This is a genomic window from Streptomyces sp. NPDC037083 (genome assembly GCF_055606485.1).
In genome coordinates, this window is sequence record NZ_JBVJSQ010000006.1 from 305052 (window position 1) to 320808 (window position 15757).

Annotated in this window: 13 protein-coding genes; 10 read left to right on the top strand and 3 right to left on the bottom strand. The window is 73.1% G+C overall.

Annotated elements, in window-relative coordinates:
- Positions 1–70 precede the first annotated feature (70 nt).
- Positions 71–742, bottom strand: a complete 672-nt coding sequence (locus tag ACZ7DE_RS18795) for a lysophospholipid acyltransferase family protein (protein WP_470762838.1) — start codon at positions 740–742, stop codon at positions 71–73.
- Between the two features lie 537 nt (positions 743–1279).
- Between ACZ7DE_RS18795 and ACZ7DE_RS18800 the strand changes: the two genes are divergently transcribed.
- The 3 genes from ACZ7DE_RS18800 to ACZ7DE_RS18810 all read left to right on the top strand — a co-directional run bounded on the left by ACZ7DE_RS18800 (position 1280) and on the right by ACZ7DE_RS18810 (position 3578).
- A complete protein-coding gene (locus ACZ7DE_RS18800) occupies positions 1280–2461 on the top strand; it encodes a glycerophosphodiester phosphodiesterase (protein WP_470762512.1) in 1182 nt (393 codons plus the stop codon).
- Positions 2462–2528: 67 nt separating this feature from the next.
- Positions 2529–3035: an RNA polymerase sigma factor gene (locus ACZ7DE_RS18805; RefSeq protein ID WP_470762514.1), complete on the top strand. Its 507-nt coding sequence runs from the start codon at positions 2529–2531 to the stop codon at positions 3033–3035.
- 45 nt (positions 3036–3080) lie between these two features.
- A complete protein-coding gene (locus ACZ7DE_RS18810; RefSeq protein ID WP_470762516.1) occupies positions 3081–3578 on the top strand; it encodes a GNAT family N-acetyltransferase in 498 nt (165 codons plus the stop codon).
- On the opposite strand, the gene ACZ7DE_RS18815 is transcribed toward ACZ7DE_RS18810, so the two are convergent.
- Positions 3568–3987: a hypothetical protein gene (locus ACZ7DE_RS18815; RefSeq protein WP_470762518.1), complete on the bottom strand. Its 420-nt coding sequence runs from the start codon at positions 3985–3987 to the stop codon at positions 3568–3570. The two genes, ACZ7DE_RS18810 and ACZ7DE_RS18815, sit on opposite strands and share 11 nt — an antisense overlap.
- 1 nt (position 3988) lies before the next feature.
- Entirely contained in the window at positions 3989–4348 is a 360-nt protein-coding gene (locus ACZ7DE_RS18820; protein ID WP_470762520.1) for a hypothetical protein, read from the bottom strand.
- Positions 4349–4920: 572 nt separating this feature from the next.
- Here ACZ7DE_RS18820 and ACZ7DE_RS18825 point away from each other — a divergent pair.
- From ACZ7DE_RS18825 to cobA, 7 genes are all read left to right on the top strand, one after another.
- Positions 4921–5964, top strand: coding sequence for a methionine ABC transporter ATP-binding protein (locus ACZ7DE_RS18825; protein WP_470762522.1), 1044 nt, complete (start codon positions 4921–4923; stop codon positions 5962–5964).
- Positions 5965–5984: 20 nt separating this feature from the next.
- Positions 5985–6707, top strand: a complete 723-nt coding sequence (locus ACZ7DE_RS18830; RefSeq protein ID WP_470762840.1) for a methionine ABC transporter permease — start codon at positions 5985–5987, stop codon at positions 6705–6707.
- A gap of 89 nt (positions 6708–6796) precedes the next feature.
- Positions 6797–7633 (top strand): MetQ/NlpA family ABC transporter substrate-binding protein, encoded by an 837-nt coding sequence (locus ACZ7DE_RS18835; protein WP_470762524.1) that lies wholly within the window; start codon positions 6797–6799, stop codon positions 7631–7633.
- A gap of 154 nt (positions 7634–7787) precedes the next feature.
- Positions 7788–8423, top strand: coding sequence for a GNAT family N-acetyltransferase (locus tag ACZ7DE_RS18840; RefSeq protein WP_470762526.1), 636 nt, complete (start codon positions 7788–7790; stop codon positions 8421–8423).
- A gap of 87 nt (positions 8424–8510) precedes the next feature.
- Positions 8511–9728 (top strand): precorrin-6y C5,15-methyltransferase (decarboxylating) subunit CbiE, encoded by a 1218-nt coding sequence (cbiE, locus tag ACZ7DE_RS18845; RefSeq protein WP_470762529.1) that lies wholly within the window; start codon positions 8511–8513, stop codon positions 9726–9728.
- A gap of 367 nt (positions 9729–10095) precedes the next feature.
- Entirely contained in the window at positions 10096–14370 is a 4275-nt protein-coding gene (cobT, locus tag ACZ7DE_RS18850; RefSeq protein ID WP_470762530.1) for a nicotinate-nucleotide--dimethylbenzimidazole phosphoribosyltransferase, read from the top strand.
- Between the two features lie 138 nt (positions 14371–14508).
- Complete coding sequence (gene cobA / locus ACZ7DE_RS18855) at positions 14509–15741, top strand: uroporphyrinogen-III C-methyltransferase (protein ID WP_470762532.1); 1233 nt, start codon at positions 14509–14511, stop codon at positions 15739–15741.
- Positions 15742–15757 lie beyond the last annotated feature (16 nt).

Below are 15757 nucleotides of genomic sequence, written 5' to 3' on the forward strand. Positions count from 1 at the left end.
GGCGCCATGCCGCGGCCCGGTCGCGCGGGCGTGAGCGGCTCCCGCGTGCCCGGGGCCGGCGGCGAAGCCGCTACGCCGCCTTCGCCTTGGTGGCGTACATGTCCACGTACTCCTGCCCGGACAGCAGCATGACCTCGGTCATCACGGAGTCCGTCACGGCCCGAAGCACATAGCGGTCCCGGTCCATCCCGTCGTACCGGGAGAATTCCATCGCCTCACCGAACCGCACGGTGACCCGCCCCGGCCGGGGCATCCCCGCGCCGCCCGGCTGCAGCTTGTCCGTGCCGATCATCGCGAAGGGGACGACCGGCGCACCGGTCATCAGCGTCAGCCGGGCGATGCCGGTCCGCCCCCGGTAGAGGCGGCCGTCGGGCGACCGCGTGCCCTCGGGGTAGATCCCGAAGACCTTCCCCTCCTCGAGCACCCGCCGCCCGGTCATCAGCGCGGCCACACCCCCGCGACCGCCGTCGCGGTCCACCGGGATCATGCCGACGCCGGTGAAGAACCAGGCCATGAGACGGCCCTTGAGGTTCTTGCCGGTGACGTACTCGTCCTTGCCGATGAAGAACACCTGCCGGTCGCACACGAGCGGCAGGATCATCGAGTCGATGAACGTGAGGTGGTTGCCGGCCAGGATGACGGGGCCGTCGCCGGGAATGTGCTCCGCGCCCTCGACCCGAGGTCGGAACATCAGGCGCATGACCGGGCCGAGCACTGCCTTGATGAGCGCGAAGCGGGACAACGAGCCCTCCGATGTCAAGGGAAAACGGTATGAGTCTGTGCAGGTGAGGACGATACTCGCGGCTCCGGGTCCGGCGCACATCGGGTCACCCAGGTCTTACGCACTGTTGACGTACGTTTACCTGTACGGCGGCACGTCGCCGGCCCGTCACCTGGGCGGAACCACCGGGAGAACGCCGTGAAACCGGTGGAGCCGTGGGCGTCGGCGCGCGCCCCGCGGGACCGCCTCGTCGCCCGGGACGTGCGCCCCGCGGGACCGCCTCGTCGCGCGGGAACGCCCGGACCCCTGTGCTACCGGCGCCGTCACGGCCGGTACCGACCGACTTCCCCGGGCCGGCACCGTGAATCCGTCGGATCCGACGACCCGTCACATCGCCGTACGGCACGGGACGCACCTGACGTAGGAGGCGTCCCGCACCCGATGTACGGCACATGCCATCCACCGTCACCCGCGTGTTGGGGCCGACGTCTCGCGACGGTCATGTCCACGCCCCTACGATCGGCCCGCACGGACGAGCCGACGGGCAGGAGGCCCCTGATGGGCACGCAGGACACGCGGGAGTCGAACGAGCAGGCGAGTGTGAGCGGAACCGGACGGCGGGCGCTCCTCGGCGCGGCCGTGCTCGGCGCCACCGGAGGCGTCCTCGGCCTGTCGGGCACCGCGACAGCAGCCGAGGCGGGGCACGGGGGAGGCGGCCTGAAGAGCCTGCCCGTGCCGACGGTCATCGGTCACCGCGGCGCGAGCGGCTACCGGCCCGAGCACACCTTCGGCTCCTACCAGCTCGCCCTCGACCTGGGCGCCGACATCGTCGAGGCCGGCGATCTGGTCCCCACCAAGGACGGGCACCTGGTCTGCCGGCACGAGCCGGAGATCGGGGGCACGACGGACGTCGCCGACCATCCCGAGTTCGCCGCCCGCAGGACGACGAAGGTGCTCGACGGCGTCTCCACCACCGGATGGTTCACCGAGGACTTCACGCTCGCCGAGCTGAAGACCCTGCGCGCGATCGAGCGCATCCCGGCCAACCGCCCGCACAACACGCTCTACAACGGGCGCTGGGAGATCCCCACCTTCGAGGAAGTCCTCAGGTGGCAGGACGAGCAGACCCGCAAGCGCGGCAAGCAGGTGTGGATCTACCCCGAGACCAAGCACCCCACCTACTTCCGCAAGCTCGGGCTGGGCCTGGAGGAGCGGGTCGCCAAGCTGCTGCACAAGCACGGCAAGGACAGGAAGAACTCGCCGGTCATCCTGCAGTCCTTCGAGCCCGGCAGCATCCAGCGGCTGAACAAGCTGGTCGACAACCCCCTCGTCGTCCTCCTGTCCTCCGCGAACTCCCGCCCCTGGGACTTCGTCGAGGCGGGCGACCCGCGCACGGTGGCCGACCTGATCACCCGGGCCGGTCTGCGCGAGATCGCGGGCTACGCCCAGGGCATCGGCCCCACGCTCGACCTGGTCATCCCGAAGGACGCGGCCGGCAACCTCACCACGCCGACCACCCTGGTGAAGGACGCCCACGCGGTCGGCCTGATCCTGCACCCGTACACCATGCGCAACGAGAACCCCTTCCTGCCCGCGAACTTCCGCAAGGGCTCCGACGCGGACGCCTACGGCGATTCCTTCGGCGCTTTCCGCACCTACTTCGCGACCGGCATCGACGGGGTCTTCACCGACAACCCGGACACCGGACTGCTCGCCCGCGCGGACTTCGTCAACGGCTGAGTCCTCGTTGGAGTGACAGTCGGCCGCCCGGGCAACCGCCGGCCCGGACGGCCGCATCGTCCGGCACATGACGCACGACTTGCTCACCGCCCTGCGCCCGCTCCTCAGCGCGGAGGCCTCCGCCGAGGCCCACGCCACCGGCGCCGAACCCGGAGACCTCGAACAGGCGGTCTGGCTCCGCCTTCTGGAGCACCTCGCCACCGACGGTCCGCCGCGCGACCCCCAGGGCTGGCTGCGCCGCGCCGTCCGCGCGGAGGTCCGCCGCACCCGCCGCACGATCCGCCGCGAACAGCCCTACCCGACCGACCCCGCCGACGACGCCGACCGCGGTCCCGAGCAGCTCGCGCTCACCGCCGCCCGCCACCGCGCCCTGCGCGAGGCCGTGCACCGGCTGCCCGGCCGCTGCTCCCGTCTGCTGCAGGCCCTCCTGTCGCCCGAGGACCCCACCTACCGGGAGATCGCTCGGGAGTTGGGTATCTCACAGGGAAGTCTCGGACCGGAACGTTCCAGATGTCTGGGATGTCTTCGGCGTTTGCTCCCCCCGGAGGTTGCGGCCCGCGAAGCGCGGGGATAGGAGTGAGGAACCACAGGCGATCAGGTGAGCGGGAGGCGTGCGCACATGGGCATGAGCGTGACCATCTCGGTGGCTACCGAGCAGGACACCGAGCAGATCTTCAGGCTGCAGTACCTGTGCTTCCAGAGCGAAGCCGCGCTGTACGGCAACTACCGCATCGCCCCGCTCGTCCAGACCCTCGAGTCGGTCCGGGAGGAACTCGCCACCGACTGCGTCTTCGTGGCCCGGCTGGGCGACGAGGTGGTCGGCTGTGTACGCGGCAACCTGACCGAGGACGGCGCCGCGGCCATCGGCAAGCTCTGCGTCCACCCGCGCCTGCAGGGCCACGGCATCGGCGCGAGGCTGCTGCGTGCGGCCGAGTCGGCGCTGGCCGGGGAGCGCGGCGCCAAGAAGTTCCGCCTCTTCACCGGCCACCGCAGTGAGGGCAGCCTGCGCCTGTACCGTCGCGTCGGCTACGAGACCGTCGGCACCTCCCAGGGTGCGGACGGCGTACCGATGGTCGTCCTGGAGAAGCAGGCGGGGGAGTACGCCGCTACCGCGTAGCGGCGGTCCGGGACTTCCGCAGCCAGTACAGGGCCGACAGCGGCAGCAGGACGGGGATGAACACGTACCCCATCCCGTACTGGGACCACACGGTCGAGTCGGGGAAGGCCGACGGCTCGACCAGCGTCCAGGTGCCGACGACCAGCACGCCCGCGAGTTCGGCGGCGCAGCAGACCTGCGCCGCCCTCCGGGCCGTCTCCCCGCCCCGCACCAGCGAGTACGTGATGAACCCGTACACCACGCCCGCCACCGCCGACAGCGCGTACGACAGCGGCGCCCGGTCGAACTCGGTCGCGATCTGGTACACCGACCGCGACACCGCCCCGACCACCATGACGCCGTAGAACCACACCAGCAGCATCCCGGGCCCGCCGATGAGCCGGGCCGGCTTCTCCTGCGTCGCCGTCATCTCAGCCTCCCCAGATGTCGAAGAGCCGCACCTCGAGCACGGCGAGCACCACGCCGCCCGCGGCGACCGTCACCGAACCCCAGCGGGTCCGCTCGGCCAGCGACATGAACCCCGCCGTCGGCACGCACGCGAACGCCCCCAGCAGATACGCCACGAAGATCGTCGTGCCCTGCTCCGGCTTCTCGCCCCGCGCCAGCTGCACGACCCCGATCACCAGCTGGACCACGGCCAGCAGCGAGACCACGGCCATCCCGATGAAGTGCCAGTCCTTCGTGGGCTGGTCACGGTAGGCGGCCCAGCCGCACCAGGCGGCGAGCAGCAACGCGGCGACGCCGGTCACCAGCGTCAGGGCATCAAGCATGCAGTGACCCTATTACGCCGCAATCCGCCCCTCGCGGTCGGCCCCGCGGCTCGACGCGAGGGCCGTGGCGTTGGCCACAGCCCACCGGTCCGCCGAGCTCGGCGCCGATCCCGTCGCGCGGCTCATGCCGACCTGTCGGCGCTGGTCACCGCCTCGGGCGAGGAGGTCTCCGCCCGCGACCGGGGCGCGCCGCAGTGCTGTCCACGAGTGTCCAGCATCCGGACAGCGGGGTCTTGGTCAGGACCGTACGTCTGCTTTACTGATGCCCATGACCACTACGAGCAACCGCACCCCTGCGACCGAGGCGACCATGACGCCCGGTGCTCGTTGTATGTGTCGAATGTGCGCCTTCTAGAGGGCCCCTGCACCATCCCCGAGCTCGCGCCCCGAAGCGAGACGCCGTGGCATGTCCGTACGCCGCACGACTGCCGTACGTGACGCAAGCCGCGCCCCGCGCACATGTTTCTCCCGGTTCCCCGCCCCAAGCGAGAACCGTGTCGCGTCCCTGACAGCCTGCATCCGTGCGCCCGGGCACACCCACGCCCGCGCACTCGACAGTGACGGAAACCCACGTGATCACCACCACGGGCCTGAGCAAGGTCTACCGCTCGCGCGGCCGTGAGGTCACCGCCCTCGACGGCGTCGACCTGCACGTTCGCGAAGGCGAGGTGTACGGCGTCATCGGCCAGTCCGGCGCCGGCAAGTCCTCGCTCATCCGCTGCATCAACCTCCTGGAGCGCCCCACCGCCGGCACGGTCACCGTCGCCGGGCAGGACCTCACCGCGCTCGCCGGACGCGGACCGCGCGCCGGCAGGGAGCTCCGGCAGGCGCGCAGCCGGATCGGCATGGTCTTCCAGCACTTCAACCTGTTGTCCTCGCGGACCGTGCGGGACAACGTGGAGCTGCCCCTGGAGATCCTCGGCGTCTCGGGGAAGGAACGTTCCCGCAAGGCGTTGGAGCTGCTCGACCTGGTCGGTCTCGCCGACAAGGCCAAGTCCTACCCCGCCCAGCTCTCCGGCGGTCAGAAGCAGCGCGTCGGCATCGCCCGCGCCCTGGCCGGCGACCCGAAGGTGCTCCTGTCCGACGAGGCCACCAGCGCGCTCGACCCCGAGACCACCCGCTCCATCCTGCGGCTGCTGCGCGACCTGAACCGCCAGCTGGGCCTGACCGTCCTGCTCATCACGCACGAAATGGACGTCGTGAAGTCGATCTGCGACTCCGCGGCCCTCATGGAGAACGGCCGCGTCGTCGAGTCCGGCACGGTCAGCGAGCTGCTCGCCACCCCCGGCTCCGAACTGGCCGCCGCGCTCTTCCCGGTGGGCGGCGAGACCACCGGCGACGACCGCACCGTCGTCGACGTCACCTTCCATGGCGAGGCCGCCACCCAGCCCGTCATCTCCCAGCTCTCGCGCACCTACAACATCGACATCTCGATCCTCGGCGCCGCCGTCGACACCGTCGGCGGCCTCCAGATCGGTCGCATGCGCATCGAGCTGCCCGGCCGCTACGAGGACAACGTGGTGCCCATCGGCTTCCTGCGCGAACAGGGCCTGCAGATCGACGTCGTGGACGGCGCGGCCGGCGAGCCCGTGCTGCTGAAGGAGGGCGCGAAGTGACCTGGACCGACTGGTCTGAGATGCAGCCCCTGCTGTCCCAGGCGTGCTGGGACACCCTCTACATGGTCGGCTGGTCCACGCTCATCGCCGTCGTCGGCGGCCTGCCGCTCGGCGTGCTGCTGGTGCTGACCGACCGGGGCGGCCTGCTGCAGAACCGCGTCGCCAACAAGGTGATCGGGCAGGTCGTGAACATCGCCCGCTCGATGCCCTTCATCATCCTGATGGTCGCGCTGATGAACTTCACCCGCACGATCACCGGGACGACCATCGGCCGTGAAGCCGCCATCGTGCCGCTCGCCATCGGCGCCATCCCGTTCTTCGCGCGCCTGGTCGAGACAGCTGTCCGCGAAGTGGACGGCGGGCTCGTCGAGGCCGTGCAGGCGATGGGCGGCAACACCTGGACGATCGTGCGCAAGGTCCTCGTCCCGGAATCCCTGCCCTCCCTCATCGCCGGCACCACGACCACGATCGTCGCGCTCATCGGCTACTCCGCCATGGCCGGCACGGTAGGCGCCGGCGGCCTCGGCGACATCGCCATCCGCTACGGCTACCAGCGCTTCGAGACCGAGCTCATGTGGATCACGGTCGCGATCCTCGCCGTCGTCATCTCCCTCATCCAGTTCGCCGGGGACTTCGCGGCGCGTGCCACGCACCGCCGCGGCGGACGCTCGGGCCCCGCGCCGAAGCTGCGCCTGCTCAAGGCCGAGGAACCGGCGACCGCGGACGTGAGCAAGGTCGCCTGACCCCTCCACGGCCACCCCGGCCACCCACCCCAAAACTCCCCGCACCACCCGACGCGGGGCCGTACCACCCTTCAGGAAAGGCACTTTTCGTGCGTAACGCCATCAAGATCACCACCGTTGTCCTCGCCGCCGGAGCCCTCACCCTCGGACTCACCGCGTGCGGCTCGGACAAGGACTCCGGCGGCGCCGACGCCGACGCCACGCTCACGGTCGCCGCCACCCCCACCCCGCAGGGCGAGATCCTCACCTACATCAAGGACAACCTCGCCGCGAAGGCCGGCCTCAAGCTCGAGGTCAAGGAGTTCACGGACTACGTGACCCCCAACACCGCAGTCCAGCAGGGCGAGGTCGACGCCAACTACTTCCAGCACCAGCCGTACCTGGACGACTTCAACAAGAAGAACGGCACCGACATCGTCGCCGTGCCGAACGCCACGGTGCACCTGGAGCCGCTCGGCCTGTACTCGCAGAGCGTCAAGAAGCTCACGGACCTCGAGAAGGGCGCCACGATCGCCCTGCCGAACGACACCACCAACGAGGCCCGCGCGCTGAAGCTCCTGGAGGCCAACGGCGTCATCGAGCTGAAGGCCGGCGTCGGCTACGACGCGACCCCGAAGGACGTCGCGTCCAACCCCAAGAACCTGAAGTTCAAGGAGCTGGAGGCCGCCCAGCTGCCCCGCTCCCTCGGTGACGTCGACGCGGCCGTGATCAACGGCAACTACGCGCTGGAGGCCAAGCTCAGCCCGGCCGAGGACGCCCTCGTCGCGGAGTCCGCCAAGGACAACCCGTACGCCAACTTCCTCGCCGTGAAGAAGGGCGACGAGGACGACCCGCGCGTGGCCAAGCTCGCCAAGCTGCTCACCTCGCCCGAGGTGAAGAAGTTCATCGCCGACAAGTACGACGGCGCCGTCGTCGCGGCCTTCTGACCCGCACCGACAACGCACACGCACGGGGTCCACGCCCTCACCCGGCGTGGACCCCGGCTGTGGTTCCGTGCTCACATGCTGCATGCTGGGCAGTTCAGCGGGCCCTGACGGGTCGGCAGGTCCACCCGAGGTCTCGAAGGTTACGGAGCGGCGCATGACGAGCACCTTCCCCACCATCTCCATCAGCACGGAGCGGTTGGTGCTGCGTCCCCTCGACGAGGACGACGTGCCCGCCCTGGCCGACATGATGAACGACGAGCAGGTCGCGGCCTGGACCGCGGTGCCGCAGCCCTACGACGAGGCGGCCGCCCGCCGCTGGATCACCGAGTACGCGCCCGCCGAACGCACCGCCGGCCGCGGCCTGGACCTCGCCGTCACCGAGTTCCTCACCCAGCGCCTCGTCGGCGTCGTCCAGCTGGCCAAGACCAACTGGCACGTGCGCTCCACCGAGCTGTCGTACATCATCGCGCCCTGGGCGCGCGGCGAGGGCTACGCCTCGGAGGCCGCGCTCGCCACCGCGCAGTGGCTGTTCACCGACCAGAAGTTCGAGCGCATCGAGCTGCGCACGGCCGCCGACAACACCGCCTCCCAGCAGGTCGCCCAGAAGATCGGATGCATCAGCGAAGGCGTGCTGCGGGGCGCCTGCATAGCGCGCGCCCGCGCGGAGAACGGCGGGTGGACCGAGGTACGCACCGACTACATCGTGTGGAGCCTGCTGCCGGAGGACCTGGACGGCGGCGGCGAACACTTCGCGGAGAGCGGCTTCACCCCGTACACCGACTGGAACTGAGCCCGGACCACCGCCGTCGCCCGGCTCCCGACCAGGTACCCTCACGAAGCCCGCTGCCTGCGTGAACCCGGGGGGAGACTGACGACGATGGCCGACCGCGTCACGGTGATCGGCTGGGACGGCTCGCCGCTGACCGCCGCGGCCCGCTCCGCTCTGGGCGCCGCCACCCTGGTGGCCGGCGCCGCCCACCACCTGGCGCTGCCCGAGGTGCCGCCCGCCGCGGAACGCATCCGGCTCGGCAGCGTCGCCCTCGCCGCCCGCCGCATCGCCGGCCACCGCGGCACCGCGGTCGTCATCGCCGACGGCGATCCGGGCTTCTTCGGTGTCGTACGGACCCTGCGCGCACCCGAGTTCGGCCTGGAGGTCGAGGTCGTCCCGGCCGTCTCCGCCGTGGCCGCGGCGTTCGCCCGGGCCGGCATGCCCTGGGACGACGCCCAGGTGGTCGTCGCACACCGGCGCACCCTGCGCCGCGCGGTGAACGTGTGCCGGGCCCACACGAAGGTCGCCGTCCTCACCTCGCCGGGCGCCGGCCCCGCCGAGCTGGGCCTGCTGATGGAGGGCGTGCACCGCACCTTCGTCGTCTGCGAGGAACTCGGCACCGCCCGCGAACAGGTCAGCGTCGTCACCTCCGACAAGGCGGCCGACCACACCTGGCGCGACCCCAACGTCGTCATCGTCATCGGCGGCCCCACCGGTCCCGTCGTCTCCGGTGACGGCGGCTGGATCGCCGGCCGCGCCCCCGGCGTCGGCCCGCGGGGCTGGGCGCTGCCCGGCGAGGCCTACGGCGGCGGGCTCGGCGAGGGTGAGGCGCCGCTGCTGCGCGCGGCCCAACTCGCCCGGCTGGGCCCGCGGGTCGGCGACCTCGTCTGGGACATCGGCTGCGGCAGCGGCGCCTTCGCGATCGAAGCCGCCCGGGCCGGCGCCGCGGTGATCGCCGTCGACCGGGAGCTCGACGCGTGCGCCCGCACCGACGCCTCCGCGCGCCGTCACGGCGTCCAGCTCCAGATCGTCCAGGGCACCGCCCCGCACGTACTGGAGAACCTGCCCGAACCGGACGTCGTCCGGGTCGGCGGCGGGGGAGCGGCCGTGGTCTCCGCGGTCGCCGACCGCCGGCCGCAGCGCGTCGTCACCCACGCCGCGACCCGCGACGCGGCCGAACTCGTGGGCCGTGACCTGTCCGAGCACGGCTACGGCGTCGAGTGCTCCCTCGTCCAGTCCGTCGAACTCGACACGCGGGCCTGGGCGGAGACGGAACGGAGCGTCGCGTTCCTGCTCACCGGGGTTCTCGCCGACCGTCGGCCGTGACCGCGCCCGCCCTCCCCGTGATCCTGTTGTCGTACCGCGCGCGGTAGGCTGGCCGATCGTCGTACCGCTTCCGGTCGCCCGGCCTTTCGTCGGTCAATGTCCGGAAAACACATCCCTTTTGGGCTGCGTGTGGTACGGCAGAACCGGAGGACGCGCAACGTGGCGCAGTCCACAGCGGAGCCTCGCGGATCAAGCTGTCGCGAGGCGACGACGGCCGGGACAATGCCACTGAATGGCTTTGTCGCTTTTTTCGGGCGGGTCGTTCGTGCCGCTGGGCGCGGACGCTCGTTCTTCACTACGGGGCGGTCGGTGCGCCGCTTCGGGTGAGCCGGCCGTAGAAGCATTAACCGATGGGCGAGGGGTACGCATGACCGACACCGGCCAGGTCCCGGGCGAGGGGCTGCCGGAGAACGCAGGCATGGTGGAGCAGCCGGGCGCCTCCGCGCACGGTGCGTACACCTACCTCTCCGAGACCACCGCCGAGGACGACGACCTGTTGCTGCTGCCGGGCGCCCAGGGCGCGTGGGGCAACGAGGTGGCGCCGCCAGCACCGGAGCCGGTGGTCGAGACGGTCCACGAGCCGGGCCCGCACGAGACGGCCGGCCGCGACAGCGGTTCGGTCGACCTCAGCGCCGTCCGTCTGCCCGGCCCGTCGACGCCCCAGGCGCCCCCGCGCCGCCCCCTGCACCTCGGTCCGCCGATCCCCGACGCCTTCGCCGGCCCGGTCCGCTCCCTCGCCGACCGCGGTCCCGCGGGCGCGCCGGTGCGTCAGCCCGCTCCGCCGGCCTCCGGCCCCGAGTACCTCGACGTGCCGCACCTGCGCGAGATGCCCCCGCAGGGCGCGTCCCCGTGGGGCGCCGCGCAGGCCGCCGTCCAGACGCCGGTCGCTTCCGGGGGGACGACTGCGGAAACGGTTGTTCCGGCGGTGGCGGCGGAGACGCCGCAGGCCGAGCCGGTGGGCGTGGCCGAGGCCGTGGTGGCCCGCGTGGCGACCGAGGCGATCGCCGCGACCGCTCCGCAGGAGGCCCAGGAGCCCGGGCAGGCCCAGGAGGCCGAGGCCGCGTACGCCGCCGGGCCCGCCGCCCAGGCGTCCACGGCCGCGCAGACCACCGGGGGCTACGGAGTCGTCGACCCCGGCGAGCTGCTCGGCGCCGCGATGATGGCGGAGGCCCAGCAGGACCCCGCCGACGCGCCCGCCGAGGCCGGACAGGACCCGGCTCACGTTCCCGACGCCCCCGTTGCCGTCACCGGCGACGACTCGTCGGCGGACGGCCCCATGGACGCCGTCGGACAGCCGATGGAAGCGGCCGGGACGCCGCAGCCCGCACAGGGCCACGAGGGCGTGCCCGCCGAACAGTCGGCCGTCGCCCCCGAAGCCGCCGCCCAGCCCGCGACGCTCACCGAGCCGGCCGCCACCGAGTCGGCCGGCCCGGCCGGAGCCCCCGAGCCGGCGGAAGCGGCCGAGCCCGATCCCGCAGGGGCCTCCGCGGCAGAGGCGGCCGAGGTGCTCGAGGCGGCGGCGACCGAAGCCGTGGCGGAGAGCCCCGCGGAGGAGCCGCAGGAGCACGTCGCGCATCCCGCCGACCCGTCTGCCCCCGCCGCCCAGGCCCCCGAGGCACCCGGGACGGAGGCGGCCCCGGCGGCTGACGTCCCCGCGCCCGAAGCCGTCTCCGAGCCCCTTGCGGAGGAGGCCGCCGCCGAGGCCCCCGCTCCCGATCTCGCCGGGGCGCCGGAGCCCACGGCCGCGCCCGAGACCGCGCGGACGCCCGAACCGGCGGCCCACGCGACCCCCGAAGAGCCGGAGCCGGCGGCGTCCGCGGAGGAGACGCCCGCCGCCCCGGTCGAGGCCACGGCACCGGTCGAGGTCACGGCCCCGGTCGAGGTCCCCGTCCCGGAAGCCGCTCCCGAAGCGGCGGACATCACCCCCGCACCGGTATCCGAGACGTCCGCTCCCGCGCCCGAGGCCGTTCAGCCCGTGGACGCACCGGCGGCCCCCGTCGAGGCGGAGCCCCCTGCCGCCGAGGCTGCCCGGGCGACCCCGGCCGCCGAGCCCGCGCCGCAGGCCGCACCGGACCAGGAGCCGCAGGCGGAGGCCTCCGAGGAGCCCCCCGCACCCGCCGCCCACATCGCGGACGCCGACGTCTCCGCCCCGGAAGAGGTCCCGTCCCCGGAGACCGAGGCCGTGAGCGAGGCCGTCCCCGTACAGCCGGAGCCCGCCGCGTCCCTCGGGGAGCCCCCGGCGCAGACGAGTGGGACGGCGGAGACGGCGGAGCCCGCCGAGCTGCCCGTCGAGGCGGCCCCCGAAGCCCCCGCCGCACCCGAGCCCGTCACGGTCCTCGCGGCCGACGCCACGCCCGCCCCGCAGCCGCAGGCACCGCAGGAGCCGTCGCCGTCGCAGCTCGTCCAGTCCGCGGCGGCCGTGCCCGCGCCGCCCGCCGACGCGCCCGGCCCCGAAGCCCGGCCCCAGACCGCCCCGCCGGCTCCCCAGCACGAACAGGCCGTGCCGGACCGGCTCGTGCCGCACCAGGCCGAGCCGGACCGGCTCGCCTCGGACCAGTCCGCACCGGACCAGCCGCAGGGCCGGTTCGTGCCGGTCGAGGGCACGGTGCCCACCACTCCGCACCTCGCCCCGACCCCGCCGCACCCGCACCCGCTCGCCACGCAGGAGCAGCCGGCTCCCGAGGCGGCGACGGACGAGCAGGCCGCCGAGACGGCTGCCGGCGTCCCCGCGGTCGCGGTTCCCGCACCCCGCGGCGCCGACCCGGTGCCCGCCCCGGCGACCCCGGACGCGGAGCACGAGACCGACGTCGACCCCGATGTCGCGCAGAGCCCGGAGGACCTGGAAACCAGGGCCGCCGACCAGGAAGAGAGCCCGGCCGCCGCAGTGGAAGAAGCTCGAGAGTCCGCCGGCCCGGCCGCGCCCGCGTACGACGACGCCGAGCGCGAGGCCGTCCTGAAGGTCATGCGCGAACGCCGTGACATCCGCAACGGCTTCCGGAGCGACCCGATCCCGCACGAGGTGCTGCTGCGGGTGCTGGAGGCCGCCCACACCGCGCCCTCGGTCGGACACTCGCAGCCCTGGGACTTCGTCGTCATCCGCTCGGCGGACACCCGGCGCGCGATGCACGAACTGGCGATGCGCCAGCGCGACGCCTACGCGAAGTCCCTGCCCAAGGGCCGGGCCAAGCAGTTCAAGGAACTGAAGATCGAGGCCATCCTCGACACCCCGGTGAACATCGTCGTCACCGCCGACCCGACCCGCGGCGGCCGCCATACGCTGGGCCGTCACACCCAGCCGCAGATGGCGCCGTACTCCTCCGCGCTCGCCGTCGAGAACCTCTGGCTCGCCGCCCGCGCCGAGGGCCTCGGCGTCGGCTGGGTCAGCTTCTTCGACGAGCGCGAGATGGTCCGCGCGCTGGGCCTGCCCGAGCACCTCGAGGTGGTCGCCTACCTCTGCGTCGGCTACGTCGACGAGTTCCCGGACGAGCCCGAGCTGATGCAGGCGGGCTGGGCCAAGCGCCGCCCGCTGTCGTGGGTCGTCCACGAGGAGACGTACGGCCGTCGCGCGCTGCCCGGCGAGGACCCGCACGACCTGCTGGCCGAGACCGTCGCCAGCGTCCGCCCGCTGGACGCCAAGGCCCTCGGCGAGGCCTGGGAGCGGCAGAAGCGCATGACGAAGCCGGCCGGCGCGCTCGGCATGCTGGAGATCATCTCCGCGCAGCTGTCCGGCCTGTCCCGCCAGTGCCCGCCGCCGATCCCCGAGCCCGCGGCCGTCGCGATCTTCGCCGGCGACCACGGCGTGCACGCCCAGGGCGTCACTCCGTGGCCGCAGGAGGTGACGGCCCAGATGGTCGCCAACTTCCTCGGCGGGGGAGCGGTCTGCAACGCCTTCGCGACCCAGGTGGGCGCCGAGGTCTGCGTGGTGGACGTGGGCGTGGCCGCCGACCTCCCCGGCACCCCCGGTCTGCTGCCGCGCAAGATCCGTGCGGGCACGTCCGACATGACCACCGGCCCCGCGATGAGCCGCGAGGAGGCCAAGCAGGCCATCGAGGTCGGCATCGAGACGGCCCGCGACCTGGTGGCGGCCGGCAACAAGGCGCTGCTCACCGGGGAGATGGGCATCGCGAACACCACCGCGTCCGCGGCCCTGATCTCCGTCTTCACCGGCGCCGACCCGGCCGAGGTCACCGGCCGCGGCACCGGCATCAACGACGAGACCCTCGCCCGCAAGACCGAGGTCGTCCGCCGCGCGTTGGAGTTCCACCAGCCGGACCCGGCCGATCCCATCGGCGTGCTCGCCGCGATCGGCGGCTTCGAACACGCGGCGATGGTCGGCCTGCTGCTGGGCGGCGCCTCGCTGCGCACGCCCGTGATCCTGGACGGCGTCAGCGCCGGCGCGGCCGCCCTGGTCGCCCGGGCGATCGCTCCCGAGGTGCTCGCGGCCTGCATCGCGGGTCACCGCAGCGCGGAGCCGGGCCATGTCGCGGCCCTCAACAAGCTGGGCCTGCGCCCCCTGGTCGACCTCGACCTCCGCCTCGGCGAGGGCACGGGCGCGCTGCTGGCCCTGCCGCTGGTGCAGAGCACGGCCCGGGCGATGCACGAGGTGGCGACGTTCGACTCGGCGGGTGTCACCGAGAAATAGGACGGCGCCGGGTCGGAGGGTGTGCGCCCCGCACGCCCCCCGACCCGCCGTACGCTGAAGCCACCTTTAAAATCGGCACGTCAGGGCCGCTCCAGAGCCGCAGCGCCCACTCCCTGCCCGTTCGAGGAGCCGCCCCTCATGGCCGAACACCCCCCCTACCCCGTAGGCCTCCGCCTCGCCGGCCGCAGGGTCGTCGTCCTCGGCGGCGGTCAGGTGGCCCAGCGCCGGCTGCCCGCGCTGATCGCCGCGGGCGCCGACATCCACCTCGTGTCCCCCGAGGCGACTCCCTCCGTCGAAGCCATGGCGGACGCGGGCGAACTCACGTGGCACCGGCGCACCTACTCCGAGGGCGACCTCGCGGACGCCTGGTACGCCCTCATCGCCACCAGTGACCGAGGGGCGAACGCCCAGGCCTCGGCCGAAGCGGAGCGAAGCCGCGTCTGGTGCGTGCGCTCCGACGACGCCGACGCCGCCACGGCCTGGACCCCGGCGACCGGACACAGCGAGGGCGTCACGGTCGCCGTCCTCACCACGGACGCCCGCGGCCGCGACCCCCGCCACACCGCGGCCGTCCGCGACGCGGTCGTCGAGGGCCTGCGCGACGGCACCCTGGTCGCCCCCCACTACCGCACCCGTACTCCCGGCGTCGCCCTGGTCGGCGGCGGCCCCGGCGACCCGGACCTGATCACGGTCCGCGGGCGCCGCCTCCTCGCCGAGGCCGACGTCGTCATCGCCGACCGGCTCGGACCGCGCGACCTCCTCGCCGAACTCCCGCCGCACGTCGAGGTGATCGACGCCGCGAAGATCCCCTACGGCCGGTACATGGCGCAGGAGGCCATCAACAACGCGCTGATCGAGCACGCCAAGCAGGGCAGGTCGGTCGTCCGTCTCAAGGGCGGCGACCCGTACGTGTTCGGCCGCGGCATGGAGGAGCTCCAGGCCCTCGCCGAGGCGGGCATCCCCTGCACCGTGGTCCCCGGCATCTCCAGCTCCATCTCGGTCCCGGGCGCGGCCGGCATCCCGGTCACCCACCGGGGCGTCGCCCATGAGTTCACGGTGGTCAGCGGCCATGTCGCCCCCGACGACGAGCGCTCCCTGGTCGACTGGCCGTCCCTCGCCAAGCTCACCGGCACGCTGGTGGTCCTCATGGGCGTCGACAAGATCGGGAAGATCGCCGAGACTCTCGTCGCGCACGGCAAGTCGCCCGATACCCCGGTCGCCCTCGTCCAGGAGGGCACGACGGCCGCCCAGCGGCGTGTCGACGCGACCCTCGCGACGGTCGCCGAGACGGTCCGCGTCGAGGAGGTCAGGCCGCCGGCGGTGATCGTCATCGGCGCCGTCGTCGCCGTCAACTCGCCGACCATTGAGTAACCGCGGGTAACGCAAC